Here is a 19,572-nt window from a genome sequence, read left to right as displayed (position 1 = left end):
TTTGATGTTTGCTCGCAGATTTTGATGGATCATTTCTCCGGGAAAAAATCTTTGGTTTTTGCTAATCACCAGTGACCTATTACCGCTATTACGTGAACGCTTATGTGGCATCTCCTCAGCCTGAACGGTTCGTAGTAAAACCTCATGCTTTTATACGAAACTCACGTTAATTTAAGGTGATTTATCTGGAAGACATTGTGATAATAGACTCGCCAAAATTAATGCTACGGGAATAATTAAAAGAGCAAATTGATAATCATTGAGTGCATGAAGATTGGTATTCCCCTTGAAATGATCCAAGAAATAACCGATTAATGGTTGTAATAAAGGGGCGCTTAACATTGCCAACGTATTGGTAAAGCCTGTGCATGCAGAGAGTGATTCCGGAGGTGCTAATTCATTTGCAATCGTAAATGCAAGCATGTAAGCGCCACAGCAAAGCCCAATAACAAAGAGCAAAATCCCCATTATGAATACACTATGTATGGGTAAATACAGCATTAGAAGAAATAAAATGGCGGTTGATAAACATGAAATATGGATTAATGGTTTACGTTTAGGTAAATACATAGAGAGCCAACCATAAATCGGGCAACTTAAGCCAGCACCAAACAAAACCATAGAAGTCAAAATACTTGCTGTTCTTAGAGTACATTCTTCTAATTTTAATTGGAGAAAAGGCACAGCCCACAGCGCAGCAAAAACAGTAATAACAGAAAACTCTAAACCAACAAATAATCCATTTATCCAAACAAGTTTATTCTTTAACATTGATAAAAGATGTACTTTGTATTGAGCGCGATTATTGATGATGGGTTTATTATTAGGAATATATTTCCAGCATAGGACGGAAATTAACAGTCCTATAACTCCTGCACCAGCAATAAAGTTTTGCCAGCTAATCTGGTTTATAAGTGCCCCCATTCCAATCATACCGAATACAGTAACGGTAAAACCTAAGGTTTCAGACAATCCAATCATAAAAGCATATTGATTTAATGGATAATGTTGCCGTAAAACACGAGTTACTCCAACAAATGCAAAAGCTGAACCTCCGCCAATGATTAAGCGTCCTAAAAATAATATAAATAAGCTATGCCCTGTAGAAAATAGAAAGCAACCTAAAGCACAGAGTAGTGCGTTTAGTGATAACAGAATACGAGTATTGTAACGGTCAAAAAGAAGACCGACGGGGATTTGCATGGTGGTATATACATAATAAAAGGCACTACTCAACAGACCGGCAGTTAATGCGGTGAGTTTTTTCTCATGCATTATTGCGCCAATAACGATTCCTGATGATAATTGTAAAAAAAATTGAAATAGTAAAAAAAATACACTGACCAGCCAAATGATGGTTCTTGGGCTACTAGGTATTGGTGTTTCAGGTGATGAGTTCATTGATTTGATTTTACCAGAAATGACGAAAATATATAGTATGATGGACAATGTGTAAATTTATTTTAAAAGATTAACGACTTTTAGTCTTGTTCCATTTCTTCAATGTAGCGTAGATTAAAGTCGATGATCATGGGAATGATCAAACAAATCTTAATAAAGCGCTAAATCTTTTTGATTATCGATTAGGATCATAAAACCATAACTTGATTTGATCTAATGGAAATGAATGATAAGTGCACCAACGCTGAATAATGTTCTGATCCATTTCATCAGGTATTCCGTAGACACCATTGGCGAGTTTTTCGTTAAGTAGTATTAATGAAGCAAGGTTATGAATATAAAATTCTGGATCTATATATTTCATTGGCGTGGGATCCTCAAGAACAAAATTGACTGGCATTTTATGATTTAGTACTTCATCCTCACTAAAATGAGGACCAAATTCGTCATAAACGCCTAAATTAGCTAGGATTTTACCGCTAAACCACGAATGAGGATAATCATTCAAAATGGCTTTTTTACCTGTTGCGGTAATAACAACATTTGCTTCAATTAAAGCACGTTCTAGTTCATTAAAATTTTCAGGGTTGATGGCTTTTATACCTAGATTTTTGGCTAAATTTCTTTGTTTTTCACAGATGTCGACAACAACAACTGGAATTTTATTTTGATTACAAAAATAAGCTACTCCGTGACCAATTTTGCCAAAACCAAAAATAACCCATGATGTTTCACTAAGGGTAATTCCTGTTAGTTTTGTGAGTGCCATATGGCTGCTTTCGGCACAACCGAAAACAGTCTCCAGCTGCTTTGTTAAAGTGCGATCAATGCTAATTACTGGGAAATCAAGATTGTGATGTCGATAAAAGTAATCCCCTGAACCTGTTAATTCAATTGCTCCTATTTTGGGAGATCCTAAAAATTGATAGAGTTGGGCACTACAATCAAAATAAAGATCAAATTGCTCCCCAACAAGAGATAGAGGTGTTTCAACGTAAGAAATATTGGCTTCTTTTAAAGCAGATACAGCTTGCGGATGAGCATGGCAAAAATCACTAGGATTGGTCACTGTGACATCAGCCCCTGCTTCAAGCAAACAGGCGATTTTTAATAAAGTATTAACTACTACGGGGACATGATGCAGTATGCGTAATCCTGCTAAAGGGCGTGTGGCACGCCATTCAGCGAGTTGCTGATGCATAAAAGGGGCTTCATTTTTAGAATAAATTTGAAAGAATTTTATTAGGGCGTTCTGCATCACATTCGTAAGATAAGATTAAGATAAAATTTAATGTTAACATAACTTGCTCGTATAAGATCTGAAGTATTAATGCTAAAATAAAAAATATTATGCAGTTTGAAATGTTTGAATCTTCATCATACTTTTGAAGCTAATATCATGAATACTAACGAATTAAAATCATTTTTAATGGTTTACGAATATCGCTCTTACTCACTCGCAGCAAAGCGTTTATTTGTGACTCAATCTGCTGTTAGCAAGCGCATTAATAATTTGGAAAATGAATTTAAAACTAAATTATTTGAAACTAGGGGAAATATGATTTTTCCTACTATGGAGGGACAGTTACTTATTCCATATGCTCGATTACTTTTACATACTTTATGTGATGCTGCTGCTAATTTAAAAAGTCCCGAGCTCACAGAAGTACCTATTATTATTGGTACGTCAACTTTGCCATGTTATCAATTTTTGCCTTTATTCATAGATTATTTAAATGAAAATGTGACTAATTTCCCCAATTTTCATATCAAACATATGACAAAGCAAGAGCTGTTCCCTGCATTACAAAATGGCTTAATTGATATGGCATTAACAACCCAAGATCTGAAAACTAATAGTTCTATTGTATGTAATCCACTTGATGAAGAAGATGCTTATGTTGTTGTGTCCCCCAAACATGAATTAGCAAATGAAAAAGAGCTTGATTTAAAAAAGCTTGCTCAATATACATGTATCTTAACCGAAACAGGGTTTTCTATTCGCGATAATTTGGAAAAGCGCTTTTCCAAAGAACAATTGTCACTTCTAGTGAAGCATGAATTATTTTCTTTGCTTGCAATAAAAAAATTAGTCAAGCGGGGATTAGGATGGAGTGTGTTGCCCAAGCAATATTATGATGAAGAATTGATAAAATTAAGAATAAAAGATTTTTCTGAAAAAATAAATTTATGCTGGTATTGCCACCAAAATCGTATTGACTCTCGAATAATTCAGTATATAGGTCAATTACTGAAAGAAGCACTTCCTTATATTCATCAGCATGTAGAAAAAGATACGTAACAAGTGCTCCTGTTTCAGGCAAGTAGTGAGTGTAAATTCAAATGAAACATTCTTAGTTGTTACAGTAAATGTCATCATGAAATCTATAAGTCTATTTCATGATGACATAGAGTATTAATCGACTGAAAGTCTGAGATTGTTATCATCTTCTTTGTCATTTTCTTTATCGATTTTAATGTTTTTTAATTCATCTTTGCTTTCATTGCATTTTGAAATGGCAGTGAGATGTAAAGGTGTAAAAAATCCCATTCTGACAAATATATTCTTATTTATTTTTGTCTCGATTTTTTGCGTATCCTTATTTAGCTCTTCAATCCTATCGGTTTTTAACTGTATTTCTTTTTGTCTTAATTCTACGCCTTCTTTCTTATGTTTTATTACGTTATCAAATTTATCAACTTGATACTGTAAAGCATTTTCTGTGCCTTTATATCCTTTTGCTCCTTTCTTCTCTAAGAGCATCGATGCCAATGGATTGTGCTCTTCTAAGGATTGGAGTTTTCGTTCGATTTTGCCATCCAATTGAGATCTTTCTAAGGGCTTATTATTTACCATACTATCAACAAAGGCTCTCAGATCATTAATACTCGCACCGATAACAGAATCCTTCTCCTCGGAAGCAGCACACTCCCTTAATAGCTTTAATAGATTTTCATTTAAGTCTTTATTTTTCGTTAACTCATTTATCGAATTCAGTTGACGAGCGCATTCCTGGGCAATCAAAATTGCTTTATCGTAGAGATCTTCTGCTTGGGAGTAATTTGCAACAGCTTGAGCATCAAGGTTCTTAACTTCATTTAATTTCTTATTGACATATTCATAAAGAGCGAAAGCTATTATTGCAAGTACAAGCCACTTAGCTAATTGTAGGACCGCTTTTGCTTTATCTTCAGGTATTCCATCTTTATCAGCAAATGCACCATAGATACCTTCAAATAACGGCATGGAGGTTTTTTTTAGAGTTCCTTCAGATACGTTGAAAAGAACCAAAAGAGGCCGATAGTCCTGGATATGTTCTTTAGCTTCCTTGAATACTTCATCTTGTATTGCTTTTGCTGAAGTAAATTTTTTAGCAGGAGTAGGATCATTAGCCTTTTGTTTTGTATCAATTACAAGATCTCCTTTGGTTTCATTGTTTTTTTGATGAATATTAAATGAGATTGGGTTATTAACGGGGTAGCGCTCTCTCTGAATCTCTTCCTTATATTTCTCAAAATCTCTTAGAAACGTTTTTTTACTTTCTTCTCTCTTAAGCCCTTCCATTATATCTTTTGTCAATGGATTTATATTGGGTGTAGTAGGTATAAAATTTGTAGTCACCACAGGAATAAAATTTGTATTCATCACATGATTTGCATTAGGTATAAAATTTGAACTCATTAAGTTATGTGTCAAATTTTGTATAGGAGCTGATTTAATCGCTTGTGTTTCAGCAATTTGCTCAGCAGCTCGTAATGCAGTTTGTATCAGTTTACTTCTCATGGTAGTCCCCCATATGGATTATTGTTGCTCATATGGTTAATTTAAACACATGATAATTAGCGCTAGATTATATAAGAACGACTTTTAGGAAAACCAATTTCCAATATGGAATATTCATAAATTTAACTTGTTTGATTTTAATGAATAAGAGAAAGATCAATTTTTTTATTCCGAGGGTTTATTGACTATACCCCCGGAATGCTTGGTTTATTGAGGGCCTTTTGATTTCTCAGAAAATGGGAGCTGTTCTGTATATTTTTCGAGTTCATTTATATTGCTATCATTTGGATTTTTAAGCGCTTTATCTAACATTTGATTAAAAAACGTGAGGCTGTTTTCGAAGGTTTTCATTTCTTGAATATAACCATGATAACGACCTTTCTTTGTGACTCCAGCACTTTCAGTAGGCTCAATTTTAGTATTTATTTTGATCTTGGTGTTGATATTTTGCATATTTTTCCTCCAATAAATTCCATTATTAAGCTGATTAAGCTTAGTCAATTGTGAAATCGATCTTACATAATATTTAATTAATATGAAAAAAATCTTAAATACCAATGAAATGATGGAATGACTCTTGATAATAATTCATGAGTAAAATAAAAATTTTTGCTGTATTTGATTGGAAATTAAGAAGGAAAACTAAGTATCACTGTGGAGTACTTATAAATTCGATTAGTAAATTTGAACTTCTTATGCAATAGAACTTTTTTCTTGGATAGTAGAGCCCCATTACAATTAATGTGAGTTCATTTAGGGCATAAAAAACATTTGTATACCCAGGGCGATTTCACCAAAGTTTAAGAATTAATCAGTCAATCCAGCTGTAATCTAAAATAAAAGGAATGAAGTAGTAGAATTTTTAAATAAATATTGATAGAAATCAGGCACCTACGTTTCCCGACGTAGATTATAAAAATCTTAAGAAGGAGCCTGATGGTGTTAGAAAGTACGCGACAATTTGGAAAAAATCAATATTTGTTTCATTGTTTTCTATCAATAAACGATCCCCGAGTTGGAGGACGTTGCACTTATTCGCTATTGAGTATATTAGTTATTGTTTTATGTGGCCTCATTTGCGGCTGTAATGGCTGGAAGGCGATGGAGGTTTTTGCAAAAAGTCGCAAGCGTTGGCTTAGTCAATTTATTGATTTAAGTGAAGGTGTTCCCAGTCATCAAACCTTGGGGAGGGTCTTTTCGTTAATTGAACCCTTAGAGTTTGAACGCTGCATAAGGGAATGGGTAGAGGCAATAAGTCTATTATTTGTAGATGATGTCATTGCTATTGATGGTAAAACAAGCCGTGGCTCCTCGCATCAGCGAGGCAATAAGAAAGCAAGCCATCTTCTTAATGCCTTTAGCCCTCGGCTGTCTGCAACTCTTGGAAGCATCGCTACTCCTGATAAGAGTAATGAAATAAAAGGGATCCCCATTTTATTAAAAGCTCTGAATATTAAGGATAAAATAATAACTATAGATGCGATGGGTACTCAAAAGGGAATTGCCAATCTCATTCGCCTCAAACAAGCACATTATGTGCTTGCATTAAAAAAGAATCATGAACAGCTACATAAAAGAGTGGATTCTCTTTTTGCTAAAGCAGATGAACTAAACTATAAGGCCATGGTTTATCAACAAAGCGAGTCACGCAATTATGACCACAGTCGCATTGAAGAAAGGACTTATACCCTCTTACCTGCAATGTACTTACCCGGCTATCGCCAACAATGGAAGGATTTAAGCGTCTATATTCGCGTAGAGTCCATACGCCATTTACCCACTGGAAACATTGAAAGAGCAACCCGCTACTACATTACCTCTTTACCTTATAAAAAGCACCAAACGATCCAACAAGCCATACGACAGCATTGGCAGATAGAAAACGGGTTGCACTATAAATTAGACGTCGGGATGAATGAAGATCAGTGTCCTATTTATCGAGGATATGCAGATAGAAACTTAAGCATTATGAGAAAAATTGTGCTCAAACTACTTGAGGATGACCAATCATCTCAGAAAGGCATTGCTTTAAAACGATTGAAAGCTGCCCTTTCTACTAAATATTTGAGAAAAGTGATAGGTTTTTAAACTTTGATGAAATCGCCCTGAGTATAGTGATGCCAAAAACCAATTTTTAAGCATATCTTAAGCTTTCTCATGTATGATCGCGCATAAATTTAACTTTATGCGTGAGTATGGGACAATGGGCAAAAGAAAAAAAAGCAGCGAAAGCCTTAAGAACGAAATAAAAAAAAGAAAAATAAATAAATACCCCTCTGTTACTTTCCATGGTTATGAGATGGACACTTTAATTTCATTAAAATCCGATTTTAAAATTGAACGTAAAAACATGCGTTTTTTCGAGCATTCTGAACCACAAAAAAATAAATATCTTACTTCTGAGAAGCAGGGAGAGTGCTGTGTGACTATAGAGGATAGTTTTTTTAGTTTCCCCAATGGTGATATCCCAGAAGGTATGTATAATTTTTGTTTAACCGCAGAACTACCACCTCAATTGTTGTGTAGTAAGACATTGCATCATTCTTACTTGGCTAATGGAAAAAAAGTATTTGGTGTCGGAACCTTGGAGTTTGAAAATGGCAGGTTGTTTAAAATGAGCAATCATAGCGGCCATTATAAACCAACGAATAATGAGATGGTGAAGGTGATTAAAGCATTATATAAAGCGAGTGATGAAGATTTAAAAGTATTTACAAGTTATTCCAAACCTACTCCTGAAACCTTTGCGGTGCTTGATATTTTAAAGCAAGATAGTTTTGATAAGTTGATCCCACTTGCAAATAATGAAGAAGTGAATATTGAAACTGGAGCTATTGAAACGATAACAGCAGATCATTCGGATTACGATCAATTCGAGTCAATTTTGAGCAATGATTCGTTACATCTTAAACCAGAAATAATCGATGATTATCAACAACAGCTCTGTCGGGAATTCCAGACAGCCCATCCATAACAACGATATGGAGCGAGGTTAAAAACCTCTATCAGAGGGCGTAACACCTGGTTGTTTTATAAAACCGTAGATAATGTACTCACAAGTATTATTGATACCTGTGAGTTAGCAGCTGGTTATAAATCGAAGTTCATTTTGGTCATAGAGATTGTATTAATGAAGCAGGCATTGTCAAACTTGAATTTAAAAATAAAATTAGATGATGTAAGAAATATGCGTCACCGTTAAATTACATGCTTCAGCACCAACCCGTAAGGTCCTACTCTCTCCAACTTTAGCTTTCAGTAATGTTTTCGCCAAGGGTGAAACCCAGCTTATTTTTCCTGCATTAATATCTGCTTCATCCAGACCTACGATTTTGACAGAATGGGATTCACCATTTTCATCGATGTATTGGACAGTGGCACCAAAAAATACTTGGGTAAGACCTACTTGAAGTTTAGGATCGACTATTTGAGCGCTTTCTAATCGTTTGGTCAAATAGCGAATGCGTCTATCAATTTCACGTAAACGCTTTTTTCCATAAATGTAATCCCCATTTTCTGAGCGATCTCCATTACTCGCTGCCCAACTTACTACTTTCACAATTTCTGGTCTTTCATTGCTTATTAAATTACGTAATTCAGTTTGCAGCATTGCAAAACCATTAGGGGTCATATAATTTTTGGTACTTGGTAGTTTTACGTCTGGACGCCCTGGTTCAGTATACTTATTATCTTTTTTAGTAAAAGCCTTACTCACCCCAAACTCCTATTATCCTAGTTATGACCTGATATTTTAATTATACTATCACGCTTCATACTAGTGCTTCCTTGCTTGAAAAACAAATGATTCTTCACTAAAGATTCATCAATCAAAAACGTCTATTTCAAAGTAACCCCTGCTTTTTCAGCCTCATCGACCGAGTGTTCAAGAAGATGTTCTGCAGAGGTTTTCATTCCGAGTGCCTCTTTAATTGTTTTCACCATTTTAGCAAGAAAGGTAAAAAACCATTTATCATTGAAAGAGTGAATCATCAATGCACTTCGTTTCCCTGAATCAGTCATATATTCAGCATGGTCTCTTATATCCGCAGAATTGCCTTGGGCACTCAATATAGGATTTATTTTTTGAAGTAAGTTATATAATATTCGCCCGCATTCTTTTTCTGATAACCAATCAATATGTTTTTCGAGATATTGAATTTTTTGTTTCGCATCAAAAGAAACAGGAAAAAATTGTTTCCCAGCCTCTTTTGACACTTTAAAAACGTCATTGGAAACGAACATGATCAAGTTATCTATAACTGCTTTTTTTCCTCTCACATTAGAAACATCTGCATTACTTAGGAAAAATGAACCAGAAAATTTTCTATTGGTGACTATAAAATCTTCTCGTTTCAACTTGTCTTGCAAAATCAAAAAATTTTTAATTACTTCTCTCAGGCAGGATTTTTTCGGGCTCATTAAATTATAACAAATGTTCAATACATGAAATGCCTGATTCTCTTTTTTTAAATCTGAAAAACTTAAAGCGCGAATAAAACCATCCAATTTTTTTGCAATGTCAGGACTTATTTTTATTCCCTGTACAGCTGGTTTTATCATTTTGAACATGTAGGTGATGTATTTATCGGGCTCTAAACCGCAATGAGTCACCGCATCTTCATAAATGGCAAAGGCATAATTCACAAAGTTCTCTTTGTTTTTAGCGCTATGAGGATTTTTTAAATAGCTTATAAATGATTCCCTAAATTTTTGACTTAAATTGGACATGGATGATTCCAATAAATTCTTTTACAACTATTATCGATCATATTGATTAACGATTTATTAAGCGTGGCCTGAGGCAATAGGCACGCGCACGGTATACGCACTGCAATTATTAGTCAAATTGAGTGAATTTTTCAAAAAAGAGTTATCCCATCCCCCGATTTTTCGTTTTCCTTTAATACTTGCTTTTCTAGAGCCATCTTTTTTTAGTAAATTTAAAGCGATTCGGCGAAGAACAGCAAAATTTTCCGCGTTATTTCCTATTCTGGCTCTTGCATAGTCATCATTAAAACTCATATCCAAACACCAATGTAAACTATTTTCTACCCCCAATGTTGTCGAATCGCCCGCGCACAAATTACAGCATCAGGAGGAAGTGAACTAATATAGTAGCGTGTTTGAGTTGTCGTATGTCCTTGCTTAAATACGTCACTTTTAATCTTAACTAAACTGTTTAGGCCTACCCATTGTTCTTGAAATTCTGGTGAATACATCACATGAAATACTGTGCAGTCTCTTTGCTCAACCCGACCATGTTTTATCTACTTGAGTATCTTTAGAGTAAACCATAGCATTAAATTGCATCTCTTCTGCTTTTTCAAAAATCGTCCTAATTTTATCATGGAGCGAACCTTGATTTCCCTTAGCATGCCAACATGTAATGATCTCCTTTTTGAATAATTTGAGCCGCTAATTTTTTTTGACAACCCATTGCATCCATTGTCACTGTACTATTCTTTAAATCGAGTGCTTTTAATAAAGTTTCCATTGCTGCAATTTCACCTCCTTTATCGCCACACCTTACTTGGCCTAAAACAAGTCCATTCTCACTTGCCCAAGCACTCACTAAATGTAATACTTTTAATCCTCGATTCTCATCAAGACTTCTTCGAGATGTCTTTCCATCAATTGCGATGATTTCTCCTTGGTGTTTCTCAACTAATGTTGCTATCCATGACATAAAACATAATTCAAATTCTTTAGCATCTAATATGGAGTAGAACCGTCTCAATGTATCGTGGGAGGGAATTCCATGTGGTAAATTTAAAAATGTACCTAACCACTCTTTCTTACAATTTCCAAATAGTTCGATATCGACCCCAACTATCTGCTCCGCATATCACCGCCAATAGGGAAATAATTAAAATATCTTTCATTTCATGACGTACATTATGATTAATAACTCGGGGATCAATTAATGTGAAAACAATGCATCAGATGATAATTTAAAATACTCCATGGTGTTATATAGGCTTGAAGTATTAGTTATTTCATACTCGCTTGTATACCAGCCTTTTCTCATAGGCATTTGATCCATTTCTTACATTGATTTGATCTTTTTATTACTTATTTTTAAAAATCAGGTGCGTTAGCCCTGCAGGCACGCACAGCGTGCTCGCAGGGATTAGACTTGATGGAGACATTGTGAACCCCAACTTTGGACAATGGGTGGTTGGAGCTAATCTTCCAAGTTAGGATGGGTTTGTGAACGCATCAAATTGATGTGAAAAAATTAGTGATAGTTAGTGAAAACTAGTTCGAAAACTCTATACATTAATCAAAGTTCATTTTAATCTAGTCTTTTAGTCTTTCTGAACAGCAAGGAATAGTAATGAGAGTAGGGTATGCCAGAGTATCAACACATGAGCAAAATTTAGACTTGCAACTGGATGAATTGAAAATGGCAGGATGTGAGCAAATTTTTACGGATAAGATAAGTGGTTCTGTATCAGAAAGGCCTGGATTAGAAAAAGTCGAAAATTTTCTCAGAGAAGGGGATGTTTTGGTTGTTTGGAGATTGGATAGATTAGGGAGATCCCTCAAACATCTAATTGCTTATGTGAGTAAACTAGAAGAAAAGGGAATCGGTTTTCATAGTGTTACTGAAGCAATTAATACTGAAACACCTTCTGGTAGGTTTATGTTTCATGTATTTGGGGCGCTTTCTGAGTTTGAGCGCAATCTGATAAAAGAGCGTACTCTTGCTGGGCTTGAAGCTGCTCGTGCACGCGGTCGTCAAGGTGGTAGACCAGAAAAACTTAGTGATGAGCAGAAAGAATTAGTGAAAACACTATATGCCAATAAAAAACATTCAATTCAATCAATATGTAAAATGGTTGGTGTAGGAAAGACAACTTTATACAAATACATTAACCAGTAATATCTATTATATTCATAGTGACTTTTTTGGGTTTAAAGGTTTTATTATTAAGGAGAGTTTCTTGCATGAGTATTAGTAATCGCTTTATTCGCGTAGATTTTCAAAGATTTAAAGCATTTAATAATTTTGTGTTACATTTAAAGAGCTTTAATATTTTGGTGGGGCCAAATAATGCTGGAAAGTCAACAATAATAGCTGCGTTTCGTATCTTAGCTGCTGCAATGAGAAAAGCAAGTACCCGTAAGCCAGAGAGGGTTGAGGGACCGAATGGAAACACGTATGGCTACAAGATTGATTTGAATTCTATTTCTATTGCAGAAGAAAATATCTATTTCAATTATGATGATTCTCAACCCGCAAAAATTACATTTTATTTATCTAATGGGAATAAAATGATACTGTATTTTCCTGAAGCCAATAGCTGCTTATTTATTTTAGATGCACAAGGAAAACCAATATTATCTACTACAACATTTAAATCAAACTTTAACTGTCCAATTGGGTTTGTACCTATTCTAGGACCTGTAGAGCATAATGAAAGTTTATTTGAAATGGAAGCAGCCAGAAACGCTCTATTTAATTATAAAGCAGCCAGAAATTTCAGAAATATTTGGTACCATTATCCCGAAAGATTCGAGGAGTTTCGATCAACGTTGATTAGAACGTGGCCTGGAATGGATATTGAAAAGCCTAAAATTGACACGTCACATGGCAAACCCAAGTTGTATATGTTTTGTCCTGAGGAGCGAATTCCAAGGGAAATCTTTTGGGCAGGATTTGGTTTTCAAGTTTGGTGCCAAATGCTTACTCATGTTATCCAGTCTAGTGAAGCAGCTTTATTTTTAATAGATGAACCTGACATTTATTTGCATTCAGATCTGCAGAGGCAATTACTTGGAATTTTAAAAAATCTTGGTCCAGATATTATTATCGCAACACATTCAACAGAAATAATAACAGAAGCAGATACTAATGAGATTGTTCTTATAGATAAAAAGAAAACATCAGCCAAAAGAATTAAAAATCCTTCTCAATTAGGAGAAGTATTCTCTATTTTGGGTTCCAATATTAATCCAATATTGACTCAGCTTGCAAAAACACGCAAAGCATTATTCGTTGAAGGTAAGGATTTCCAGATTTTAGGTAAATTTGCAAAAAAGCTTAAGGTTGATATTGTTAGCAATCGTAGTGAATTTGCTGTAATTCCTGTTGAGGGTTTTAATCCAGAACGAATTCGAAGTTTAAAAATAGGTATGGAATTTACTCTTGGAGTGGAAATATTGGTGACAGCAATTATGGATAAGGATTATCGGAGTAATGAGGAATGCTTATCGATAATCGCTCAATGTAAAAATTTTTGTGATAACGTAATTATTCATAAAAGGAAAGAGATTGAAAATTTTTTACTAGTCCCTGAAGCTATTAGGCGGGCAATTTCTCGTAAGATTGAGGATACTTTGAAACGAATAGGAAAAAAGTTGGAATATCCTAATGACATTGGTAATTTACTTGATGACTTTGCAATTTCAAAAAAGCATTATTTAACTGCTCAATACTTGGAGTTTAATGAGCGGTTTGCTCGTTCAAATTCAACAGGACAACATAAATCAACAATAAATGAACAAACTTTAAATGAATTTGAATCTCGTTGGGGTTCTCCATTAACCAGATTAGAAATTATTCCTGGTAAGGAGGCATTAAGTGTATTAAATCAAGATATTCAAAAGGTTTGTGGTCTAAGTTTAACGCCAACAGCCATAATTGAGGCCATGCACGTTGATGAAGTCCCAGAGGAAATGCATAGTCTAATTAAGCACCTTTTAGAATTTAGCTCAGCAAAATTAAGCTGAATGTTATGTATTAGTTGCGATAATTTTTTTGAATGATGAGCATTTTGATTGATGCTTGTCAAAAATACCTTTAAGGCATGTTTTTGTTCATTAAATCGATTAATAGACTCTAATGTCCATTAAGTCGTTAAAAAAGATTTTGTAGACGGTACAAGGTCAACATTTCATCTGTCTACTAATTTATAAATTAATAGACATCTATTATTGATATTGAGATCGAAAGCTCATATCGAAATTACTTTGTTTAAATTTTAAATCCAATAGTATAGTTAGTCACGATATCAGCGGACTCAAATTTATAATACCTAGGTTTTCTTTAACTGCATTGCTGTCTAAATATTTAGGCTGCTATTAAGAGTAGCGGTCATGAGCGATAAGGAAAAGTCAAACTTAATTTGGCAGCTCACCCAGAGGTTATGATTTATTAGAAAAAGTATTGAAACATGGGAGGAATACGAGACGTCTTGGGAACCTCAGAGCGATTGGATTAACCGTTGCTGGTTTTGAGGGATTATAAAGGTGGCTTAAATGGTTATGATTTAATTTTGATCAAACAATAGTATAATGCCTATTTTTTGTTAGGAGATGAGTATGTGGGAAACGATTTTAATATGTTTAGGTCTGTTCGGGTTTGGTTATTTATTAGCAGATAAAGTTGCAGACAATGTGGTCAAAAAAATGGAGGAAAAGATTGATGAACTTAATGAAAAGATTGATGAACTTATTGATTCCCAATATTCAAATCGAGAGTGGAATAAGTTCGTAGATAAAAGGTTTTAAAAAATTAACCGCAAAAGGATATGACAATTATAAATATCGATCAAAATCCAGCCTAAATTCAGGCAATCAAGGAGCTGAAGAAGGGGGAAACCTTTCTGATAATAACCAGCATCATCATAAAATATCGCAATAATCGTCTGGAATCTGACCCTGGGGTCAGTTCAATATCTGGATGTATGGTAACAGGAATGAAGAGTCTTTCATCAACCAGCTTTTTGTAGGCTACATCTGTGTTTGAGCGAAATCTAATTAAGGAATGTACTTTGGCTGGCCTCGAAGCCGCAAGGGCGAGAGGAAGGCACGGAGTCAGGCCTGAGAAACTTACTGATGAGCAAAAAGATCTTGTAAAACTCTTTACCGAACGAGAAACATTCAATCCAATCTATTTGTAAAATGGTTAGTGTAGGAAAGACTATCTAAATTAGTACCCCAAAAACACATGTTTTTGAATAGGAGTGGATGGTTAGGAAGATGAAGCAATTTTTAAAAAAGAAGTTTCCAATACAAATTTTAAATGAACTACACTAAATAAAACAAATGAAATTGGATTTTCATGAAAAAGGACAATGAGTCTCTATTGCAACAGATAGTGCCTGAAAATTTTTATAAAGAGTTCTGCTTAAATGGAGGTATATTTAAGGACCAATTTGAATCAATAAACCGATCCTGCAAAATTGATTCTTTAATTAAGCAACTAGATATTAAAAATCCAGTAATCAAGAAAAATTGTATATCCTGTGTTCAGCAAATGATCCAATCCGAAATAACATTTAGCAGAATTGATTATCATGATTTCATTCAGAAATTGAATATTATTTTAGGTGAAAAAACTATAAAATATAAATTTTCTCTATTACTTAAAAATATGAGTAATAGTATTAATTACCATAAAACTATCATCTTCAAAGAAGGAACAAAGTTTTTAGATGAAAATTTGTTAAATTTAAATTTGGAAATTACTGACCATATTTTTTCTATTGAAGCTAACTTTGATGGTTATAATTTTTTTCCTATTGGAAATATAGATCATGCATTTGGGCAGCTATGTAGAACAATTGCTTCTTTTTTTTTAATAAAAGATATATTACGAATTAAGCGAGAAGAAAAAGCTACCCTCGAAATAGATATAGCAAACTCGCTTCAGTTAGAACATTATACATCCTTGAACTTTTCTCTAAATAATGACTTTTTCAAATCCATAAAATTAAGAGATATTGATACCGATTTTATAGACATATCGCTAAAATTTTTCCAAACAATGATTGAAAAAAACGAACAAAAGCATTTAATTAATTCCTTAATAAACTATTTTTTATATGTAGATGCTGATAACTATAGTGCAGGATGTGTGCTTTATCTTGTTACTGCTTTTGAAAGTCTTTTAATCAAACCTGAAAATGATAAATTTAAATCTTCGACAAGAAATATAATTATTGGATATTTTATATCAGAATGCTTTGATGATTATCAAAAAATTATTACTGCATTAAATAGCTTAGTTCAGTTAAGAAATGAGTTGATTCATGGTGGTGGACATTATAATTTTGCGACAGCGTGTAAAATTTATAATGATGGAGAGTTTATATTTAGAAGAACTATATTAAAAATAATAAAATGGTACAATTTAGAATTGTAACTTCCCTCCTACATCAATAATTATAAATCATCATCAGTAACGCAAAATTGCTCTTAATAGGTATTAGTTCAGCCATTTCGTAAAAATCTTGAATACATGTAAACAAACCCCCTCAAAATTTACTAAAGATTCATGTCTTGTATTATTCCCTAAGAATTTTGTTGGGACGGACTCATATATACAGTTAGATGATGAAACACCACATGATAAAGTACCTATAAGAATAGATGGAAGGAATTGGCGGTTGAGTGAGCTGAGTCCAAATGAAATTTTAGGATAATTTTAAAATTTTATTCGAGCTATATCTTATTTCACTAGTCTGATTAGTTGTAATAATCAGACTTTAAGCAAGCTGATCTCGCGGGTTCAACTTGCTAATGCAACTACTAGTATAGCCCTTTAGCATCAAATTTGAATACAAGTCTTCATATTGACTCATGATCTATTTCTTCATTAATTCAGCTCTAAATGAATAGCGATTTCGAGCAGTAATTTCACTTTGAGGAAGAGAGCTGCTTTTGTTTGTTTGTTTATAAATTTCAGTATCAAGCCAAGCTTTTTCCTCTGCCAATACATCATTATCGATTATAGTCCACCAGCTTTTGGGAATTTTTCCTGTGCCGTCAGACCAGCGGTAAAGTCGATTTTTTAACAAATCCTTTTTGTCAAAAGGAGCGCTCTCGGCGCAAATAAGAGTTTGTTTTTTACGTACATTGTTTTTTAGCTCATCAAAAGCACCTGGTTCCTGCAAAAGTAGATTTAAGGTAGCCCAACAATCGTTAATTGCTCTATGAGCATCATAAAAATATCCCAACTTCCAGTTAAGGTAATCAAGTTTTGAGCTTTCATAATCCCGCACTTTCCAATCAATATCTTTTATCGTACAACCGAAAGGGAGAGATACAACTTGTTTTTGTATCTCTTCAGGTGTTTGCAATTCTAAGAAGTTACGATCAAATTGAGCATTGTGGCATATTATTAAATGGCTCTCTTTAAGTGCTTGCAACACAAAGTCCCAATTAATTATTTTGCCAATGAGATCTTCATTACGAATGCCGGTAATTTTTGTGATTTCAGGGGGTATTGGTTTTCCAGGGTCATTCAGTTCGTTATAAGTATGTTTAATTTCTAGGATTCCGTCCTCATTGGAAAATAAAAATGAAAGCATGCCTATTTCAATGATTTCATGTTGGGTTGCATCTATTCCCATTGTTTCCAAATCAATGATGGTTGTCATATATATTTTGGATGAAGGTTTAGCTGCACGTTCTTTAAATTGCATAGATATCCGCTTTAAAACTAGAAAGTCGGGGTGTCGTGATAATTCGTCGAAGGATTGTTCAATCATAAATATTTAAAAATTTTCTGCTTGGTTAAATGGTAACGTAGAATTATGAAGGTTGTTAGTATTTTCAAGAAGATACTGCCTGAATATTTATTTTTTCAATAAAAACGTTATTAAAATAAACCCCAATCATTTGAATCTTTTAAAAATTTGTCATTATGCCTAAAAATTTCTATCCGAATAACATCGTTTTTCATGGCGAAGAAATGAACCAAATCATTTCTATGAAGCCGGAGTTTAAAATTGAACGCAAAGCCATGCGGCGTTTACCTGTAGATCATCAGGAAAATGTATAAGCTCCCTATTTTGCAGTCTTTGATGAAGAAAACCATGAATTTGTTGATGCGGAGGGTAATCATTTAGATGGGGAGCATAATTTTGTATTAACCTGTGAGGAGCCTCCAAAACTGCTTTGTGATCCTAACTTGAATCATTCTTTTTTAAGCAATGGAAAAAAAGTATTAGGCGTGGGAAGTTTGTTTTTTGAAAATGGCTGCTTACGAGAAATTACTAATAATAGTGGCCATTATCGTCCTACTGATAATGAAATGCTTCCTTTTCTTAAAGCAATGAATACCATGAGTCTAGGTACTGTTTTTTCTTATCAGAGTTACTGTACCAATCCTTCTCGAACGTTTGATATGGGAGCGCTATTGGATATAGATGACTTTTCCGAGATATTGTCTTTAGAGAAAAGTGCAGAACTTGATAGCCCAATCAAGAAACACCAAAATAGTTTGGGTTATGATTATAAGTCCGAGGATGATTCGTCCACGAGACGACGTTTTGGGCGCAATCTTCCCAAAGTACTTCTGTCTCAATACCAGAATATTCTCAAAAACCCTGTATTTGAGAAAAAAGAAAATACTGTTAGAGAAGCGATACAATCTCAACACCCAACGGATCTTTATGAAGCCAAAAGAACATTTGGAAGCAAATTTTAATATGAGTTCGTGTCACAATGACCCATTCGCTTGTATGCTATTGTTTTGAAGCATGGATATTTAAAATAAAACTTAATGGACCTGTTCTCTCAAGACACGCCTCTTTTATATTGTGTCACTCATCAATGATGAAGAGCCTTTCTTAGGCTCTTGTGCTAATCTTCTTCGGAGTCATATCACCTGACAGATTTTACTACCCCCAAACATTCCCTTTAACGATTATGTGACCGGATTTAGTTTTTATCACTTCTAAAGCAGATACATTGTCTTTATTACCTGTATTTCTATGCCTTTGTACCTGTTCATTTTCGACAGTTATATTGAACAACCATATAGATTAAAGTCTGCGCATATTGAAATGAGGTGAGCCATTTTTTGTTGTACTGGTTTTAGTGAGACCTATGCAGCCAGTAAAAAGCTAATTTGGCCACCTCACATAATCCAACCTTAGAGAAAAAACATATGCCAACCTTGTCCATGCTGAATATTTTACAAGAACTCCAAACCCTTCAGGGATTAAAACAAAAAGCACTCGCCTTTAGCGCCAAAGCCAATGAGCTCATCGAGCGCATTCACCATGATTATGGTGATGAAGGGGCCTCTTTCATGAGGGCTACGTTACAGCAATGGGGATTAGATGGCTTTAGAGCAGAAAATAATAAGAAACTTTCTCATCCTGACTGTTATCAAAAAGTACTTCCTTTATGTCAATTAGCCCTTATTGTGGAGCGTAATGGGGTTGCTGAAGACCATGCTTTGAAATTAGCCACGATTTTTAAGGATGAACAAGCGGTATTAAATTATTTACTCCAATTTAAAGACCAAAATGCCTGCAACTACTTGGTTCATGATGCGTGCTTATTTGAGCTACCCAAAGAAGATACTTGTGTGCTTCCGCAATGGCTAAAATTGGCCAACCTTTACCTTGCCAATCCTCGTTTTCGTG

At 34.3% G+C, this 19,572-nt stretch carries 20 protein-coding genes; 9 read left to right on the top strand and 11 right to left on the bottom strand.

Features of this window, described 5'->3' with window-relative positions; genetic code table 11:
* Nucleotides 1–171: 171 nt before the first annotated feature.
* Nucleotides 172–1,401 carry an MFS transporter gene (locus Lsan_RS05180; RefSeq protein WP_133134404.1) on the bottom strand — a complete coding sequence of 410 codons (1,230 nt, stop codon included), beginning with the start codon at nucleotides 1,399–1,401 and terminating at the stop codon, nucleotides 172–174.
* A gap of 175 nt (nucleotides 1,402–1,576) precedes the next feature.
* On the bottom strand, nucleotides 1,577–2,659 hold the full coding sequence (locus Lsan_RS05175) for a Rossmann-fold NAD(P)-binding domain-containing protein (RefSeq protein WP_058513446.1): 1,083 nt from the start codon (nucleotides 2,657–2,659) through the stop codon (nucleotides 1,577–1,579).
* A gap of 141 nt (nucleotides 2,660–2,800) precedes the next feature.
* On the opposite strand from Lsan_RS05175, the gene Lsan_RS05170 reads away from it, so the two are divergent.
* The gene (locus Lsan_RS05170; protein WP_058513445.1) at nucleotides 2,801–3,703 is read left to right on the top strand and encodes a LysR family transcriptional regulator; all 903 of its coding nucleotides are present in this window, start codon (nucleotides 2,801–2,803) and stop codon (nucleotides 3,701–3,703) included.
* Between the two features lie 114 nt (nucleotides 3,704–3,817).
* Here the strand turns inward: Lsan_RS05170 and Lsan_RS05165 are convergent, their stop codons facing one another.
* Complete coding sequence (locus tag Lsan_RS05165; protein WP_237762042.1) at nucleotides 3,818–5,047, bottom strand: hypothetical protein; 1,230 nt, start codon at nucleotides 5,045–5,047, stop codon at nucleotides 3,818–3,820.
* A 345-nt stretch (nucleotides 5,048–5,392) separates the two neighbouring features.
* Nucleotides 5,393–5,638: a hypothetical protein gene (locus Lsan_RS05160; RefSeq protein WP_133134405.1), complete on the bottom strand. Its 246-nt coding sequence runs from the start codon at nucleotides 5,636–5,638 to the stop codon at nucleotides 5,393–5,395.
* Between the two features lie 486 nt (nucleotides 5,639–6,124).
* On the opposite strand from Lsan_RS05160, the gene Lsan_RS05155 reads away from it, so the two are divergent.
* Both Lsan_RS05155 and Lsan_RS05150 read left to right on the top strand, forming a co-directional pair.
* Nucleotides 6,125–7,273, top strand: coding sequence for an ISAs1 family transposase (locus Lsan_RS05155; protein WP_058513685.1), 1,149 nt, complete (start codon nucleotides 6,125–6,127; stop codon nucleotides 7,271–7,273).
* Between the two features lie 211 nt (nucleotides 7,274–7,484).
* A complete protein-coding gene (locus Lsan_RS05150; RefSeq protein WP_133134291.1) occupies nucleotides 7,485–8,159 on the top strand; it encodes a hypothetical protein in 675 nt (224 codons plus the stop codon).
* A gap of 195 nt (nucleotides 8,160–8,354) precedes the next feature.
* Here the strand turns inward: Lsan_RS05150 and greB are convergent, their stop codons facing one another.
* The 6 genes from greB to Lsan_RS23495 all read right to left on the bottom strand — a co-directional run bounded on the left by greB (nucleotide 8,355) and on the right by Lsan_RS23495 (nucleotide 11,106).
* Nucleotides 8,355–8,900 carry a transcription elongation factor GreB gene (gene greB / locus Lsan_RS05145; protein WP_058513442.1) on the bottom strand — a complete coding sequence of 182 codons (546 nt, stop codon included), beginning with the start codon at nucleotides 8,898–8,900 and terminating at the stop codon, nucleotides 8,355–8,357.
* A gap of 122 nt (nucleotides 8,901–9,022) precedes the next feature.
* A complete protein-coding gene (locus Lsan_RS05140) occupies nucleotides 9,023–9,913 on the bottom strand; it encodes a hypothetical protein (protein WP_058513441.1) in 891 nt (296 codons plus the stop codon).
* A 57-nt stretch (nucleotides 9,914–9,970) separates the two neighbouring features.
* Nucleotides 9,971–10,207, bottom strand: coding sequence for a hypothetical protein (locus Lsan_RS05135; RefSeq protein WP_058513440.1), 237 nt, complete (start codon nucleotides 10,205–10,207; stop codon nucleotides 9,971–9,973).
* A gap of 26 nt (nucleotides 10,208–10,233) precedes the next feature.
* Nucleotides 10,234–10,404 carry a hypothetical protein gene (locus tag Lsan_RS21955; protein WP_157068285.1) on the bottom strand — a complete coding sequence of 57 codons (171 nt, stop codon included), beginning with the start codon at nucleotides 10,402–10,404 and terminating at the stop codon, nucleotides 10,234–10,236.
* Between the two features lie 149 nt (nucleotides 10,405–10,553).
* Nucleotides 10,554–11,003, bottom strand: coding sequence for an ISAs1 family transposase (locus Lsan_RS05130; RefSeq protein ID WP_272947141.1), 450 nt, complete (start codon nucleotides 11,001–11,003; stop codon nucleotides 10,554–10,556).
* Entirely contained in the window at nucleotides 10,981–11,106 is a 126-nt protein-coding gene (locus Lsan_RS23495) for a transposase family protein (RefSeq protein WP_420324285.1), read from the bottom strand. The genes Lsan_RS05130 and Lsan_RS23495 overlap by 23 nt, the downstream gene beginning before the upstream one ends.
* A gap of 416 nt (nucleotides 11,107–11,522) precedes the next feature.
* Here Lsan_RS23495 and Lsan_RS05125 point away from each other — a divergent pair, with 416 nt between their 5' ends.
* From Lsan_RS05125 to Lsan_RS05110, 4 genes are all read left to right on the top strand, one after another.
* Nucleotides 11,523–12,071, top strand: a complete 549-nt coding sequence (locus Lsan_RS05125) for a recombinase family protein (protein ID WP_058513438.1) — start codon at nucleotides 11,523–11,525, stop codon at nucleotides 12,069–12,071.
* A 65-nt stretch (nucleotides 12,072–12,136) separates the two neighbouring features.
* Nucleotides 12,137–13,921 carry an ATP-dependent nuclease gene (locus Lsan_RS05120; RefSeq protein WP_058513437.1) on the top strand — a complete coding sequence of 595 codons (1,785 nt, stop codon included), beginning with the start codon at nucleotides 12,137–12,139 and terminating at the stop codon, nucleotides 13,919–13,921.
* A gap of 591 nt (nucleotides 13,922–14,512) precedes the next feature.
* A complete protein-coding gene (locus tag Lsan_RS05115) occupies nucleotides 14,513–14,701 on the top strand; it encodes a hypothetical protein (RefSeq protein WP_058513436.1) in 189 nt (62 codons plus the stop codon).
* 553 nt (nucleotides 14,702–15,254) lie between these two features.
* Entirely contained in the window at nucleotides 15,255–16,337 is a 1,083-nt protein-coding gene (locus Lsan_RS05110) for a hypothetical protein (protein ID WP_058513435.1), read from the top strand.
* Nucleotides 16,338–16,779: 442 nt separating this feature from the next.
* Here the strand turns inward: Lsan_RS05110 and Lsan_RS05105 are convergent, their stop codons facing one another.
* Nucleotides 16,780–17,685, bottom strand: coding sequence for a 3'-5' exonuclease (locus Lsan_RS05105; RefSeq protein WP_058513434.1), 906 nt, complete (start codon nucleotides 17,683–17,685; stop codon nucleotides 16,780–16,782).
* A gap of 422 nt (nucleotides 17,686–18,107) precedes the next feature.
* Between Lsan_RS05105 and Lsan_RS22850 the strand changes: the two genes are divergently transcribed.
* Both Lsan_RS22850 and Lsan_RS05095 read left to right on the top strand, forming a co-directional pair.
* Nucleotides 18,108–18,626 (top strand): hypothetical protein, encoded by a 519-nt coding sequence (locus tag Lsan_RS22850; RefSeq protein WP_237762040.1) that lies wholly within the window; start codon nucleotides 18,108–18,110, stop codon nucleotides 18,624–18,626.
* A 462-nt stretch (nucleotides 18,627–19,088) separates the two neighbouring features.
* Nucleotides 19,089–19,572, top strand: a 484-nt coding sequence (locus tag Lsan_RS05095; RefSeq protein WP_193392681.1) for a hypothetical protein, incomplete at its 3' end; no start/stop codon positions are given.

The sequence above is a fragment of the Legionella santicrucis genome (assembly GCF_001468135.1).
In the GTDB taxonomy this organism is placed as follows: domain Bacteria; phylum Pseudomonadota; class Gammaproteobacteria; order Legionellales; family Legionellaceae; genus Legionella; species Legionella santicrucis.
The sequence above is the reverse complement of the archived record's forward strand: the minus strand, read 5'-3'. Positions and strand labels throughout refer to the sequence as shown.

Bases quoted from the DNA above. Each gene is read 5' to 3' on its own strand.
- Lsan_RS05180 (WP_133134404.1), bottom strand. From the start codon at position 1,401: ATGAACTCATCACCTGAAACACCAATACCTAGTAGCCCAAGAACCATC.
- Lsan_RS05175 (WP_058513446.1), bottom strand. From the start codon at position 2,659: ATGCAGAACGCCCTAATAAAATTCTTTCAAATTTATTCTAAAAATGAA.
- Lsan_RS05170 (WP_058513445.1), top strand. From the start codon at position 2,801: ATGAATACTAACGAATTAAAATCATTTTTAATGGTTTACGAATATCGC.
- Lsan_RS05165 (WP_237762042.1), bottom strand. From the start codon at position 5,047: ATGAATACAAATTTTATTCCTGTGGTGACTACAAATTTTATACCTACT.
- Lsan_RS05160 (WP_133134405.1), bottom strand. From the start codon at position 5,638: ATGCAAAATATCAACACCAAGATCAAAATAAATACTAAAATTGAGCCT.
- Lsan_RS05150 (WP_133134291.1), top strand. From the start codon at position 7,485: ATGGACACTTTAATTTCATTAAAATCCGATTTTAAAATTGAACGTAAA.
- Lsan_RS05140 (WP_058513441.1), bottom strand. From the start codon at position 9,913: ATGTCCAATTTAAGTCAAAAATTTAGGGAATCATTTATAAGCTATTTA.
- Lsan_RS05135 (WP_058513440.1), bottom strand. From the start codon at position 10,207: ATGAGTTTTAATGATGACTATGCAAGAGCCAGAATAGGAAATAACGCG.
- Lsan_RS21955 (WP_157068285.1), bottom strand. From the start codon at position 10,404: ATGTATTCACCAGAATTTCAAGAACAATGGGTAGGCCTAAACAGTTTA.
- Lsan_RS05125 (WP_058513438.1), top strand. From the start codon at position 11,523: ATGAGAGTAGGGTATGCCAGAGTATCAACACATGAGCAAAATTTAGAC.
- Lsan_RS05120 (WP_058513437.1), top strand. From the start codon at position 12,137: ATGAGTATTAGTAATCGCTTTATTCGCGTAGATTTTCAAAGATTTAAA.
- Lsan_RS05115 (WP_058513436.1), top strand. From the start codon at position 14,513: ATGTGGGAAACGATTTTAATATGTTTAGGTCTGTTCGGGTTTGGTTAT.
- Lsan_RS05110 (WP_058513435.1), top strand. From the start codon at position 15,255: ATGAAAAAGGACAATGAGTCTCTATTGCAACAGATAGTGCCTGAAAAT.
- Lsan_RS05105 (WP_058513434.1), bottom strand. From the start codon at position 17,685: ATGATTGAACAATCCTTCGACGAATTATCACGACACCCCGACTTTCTA.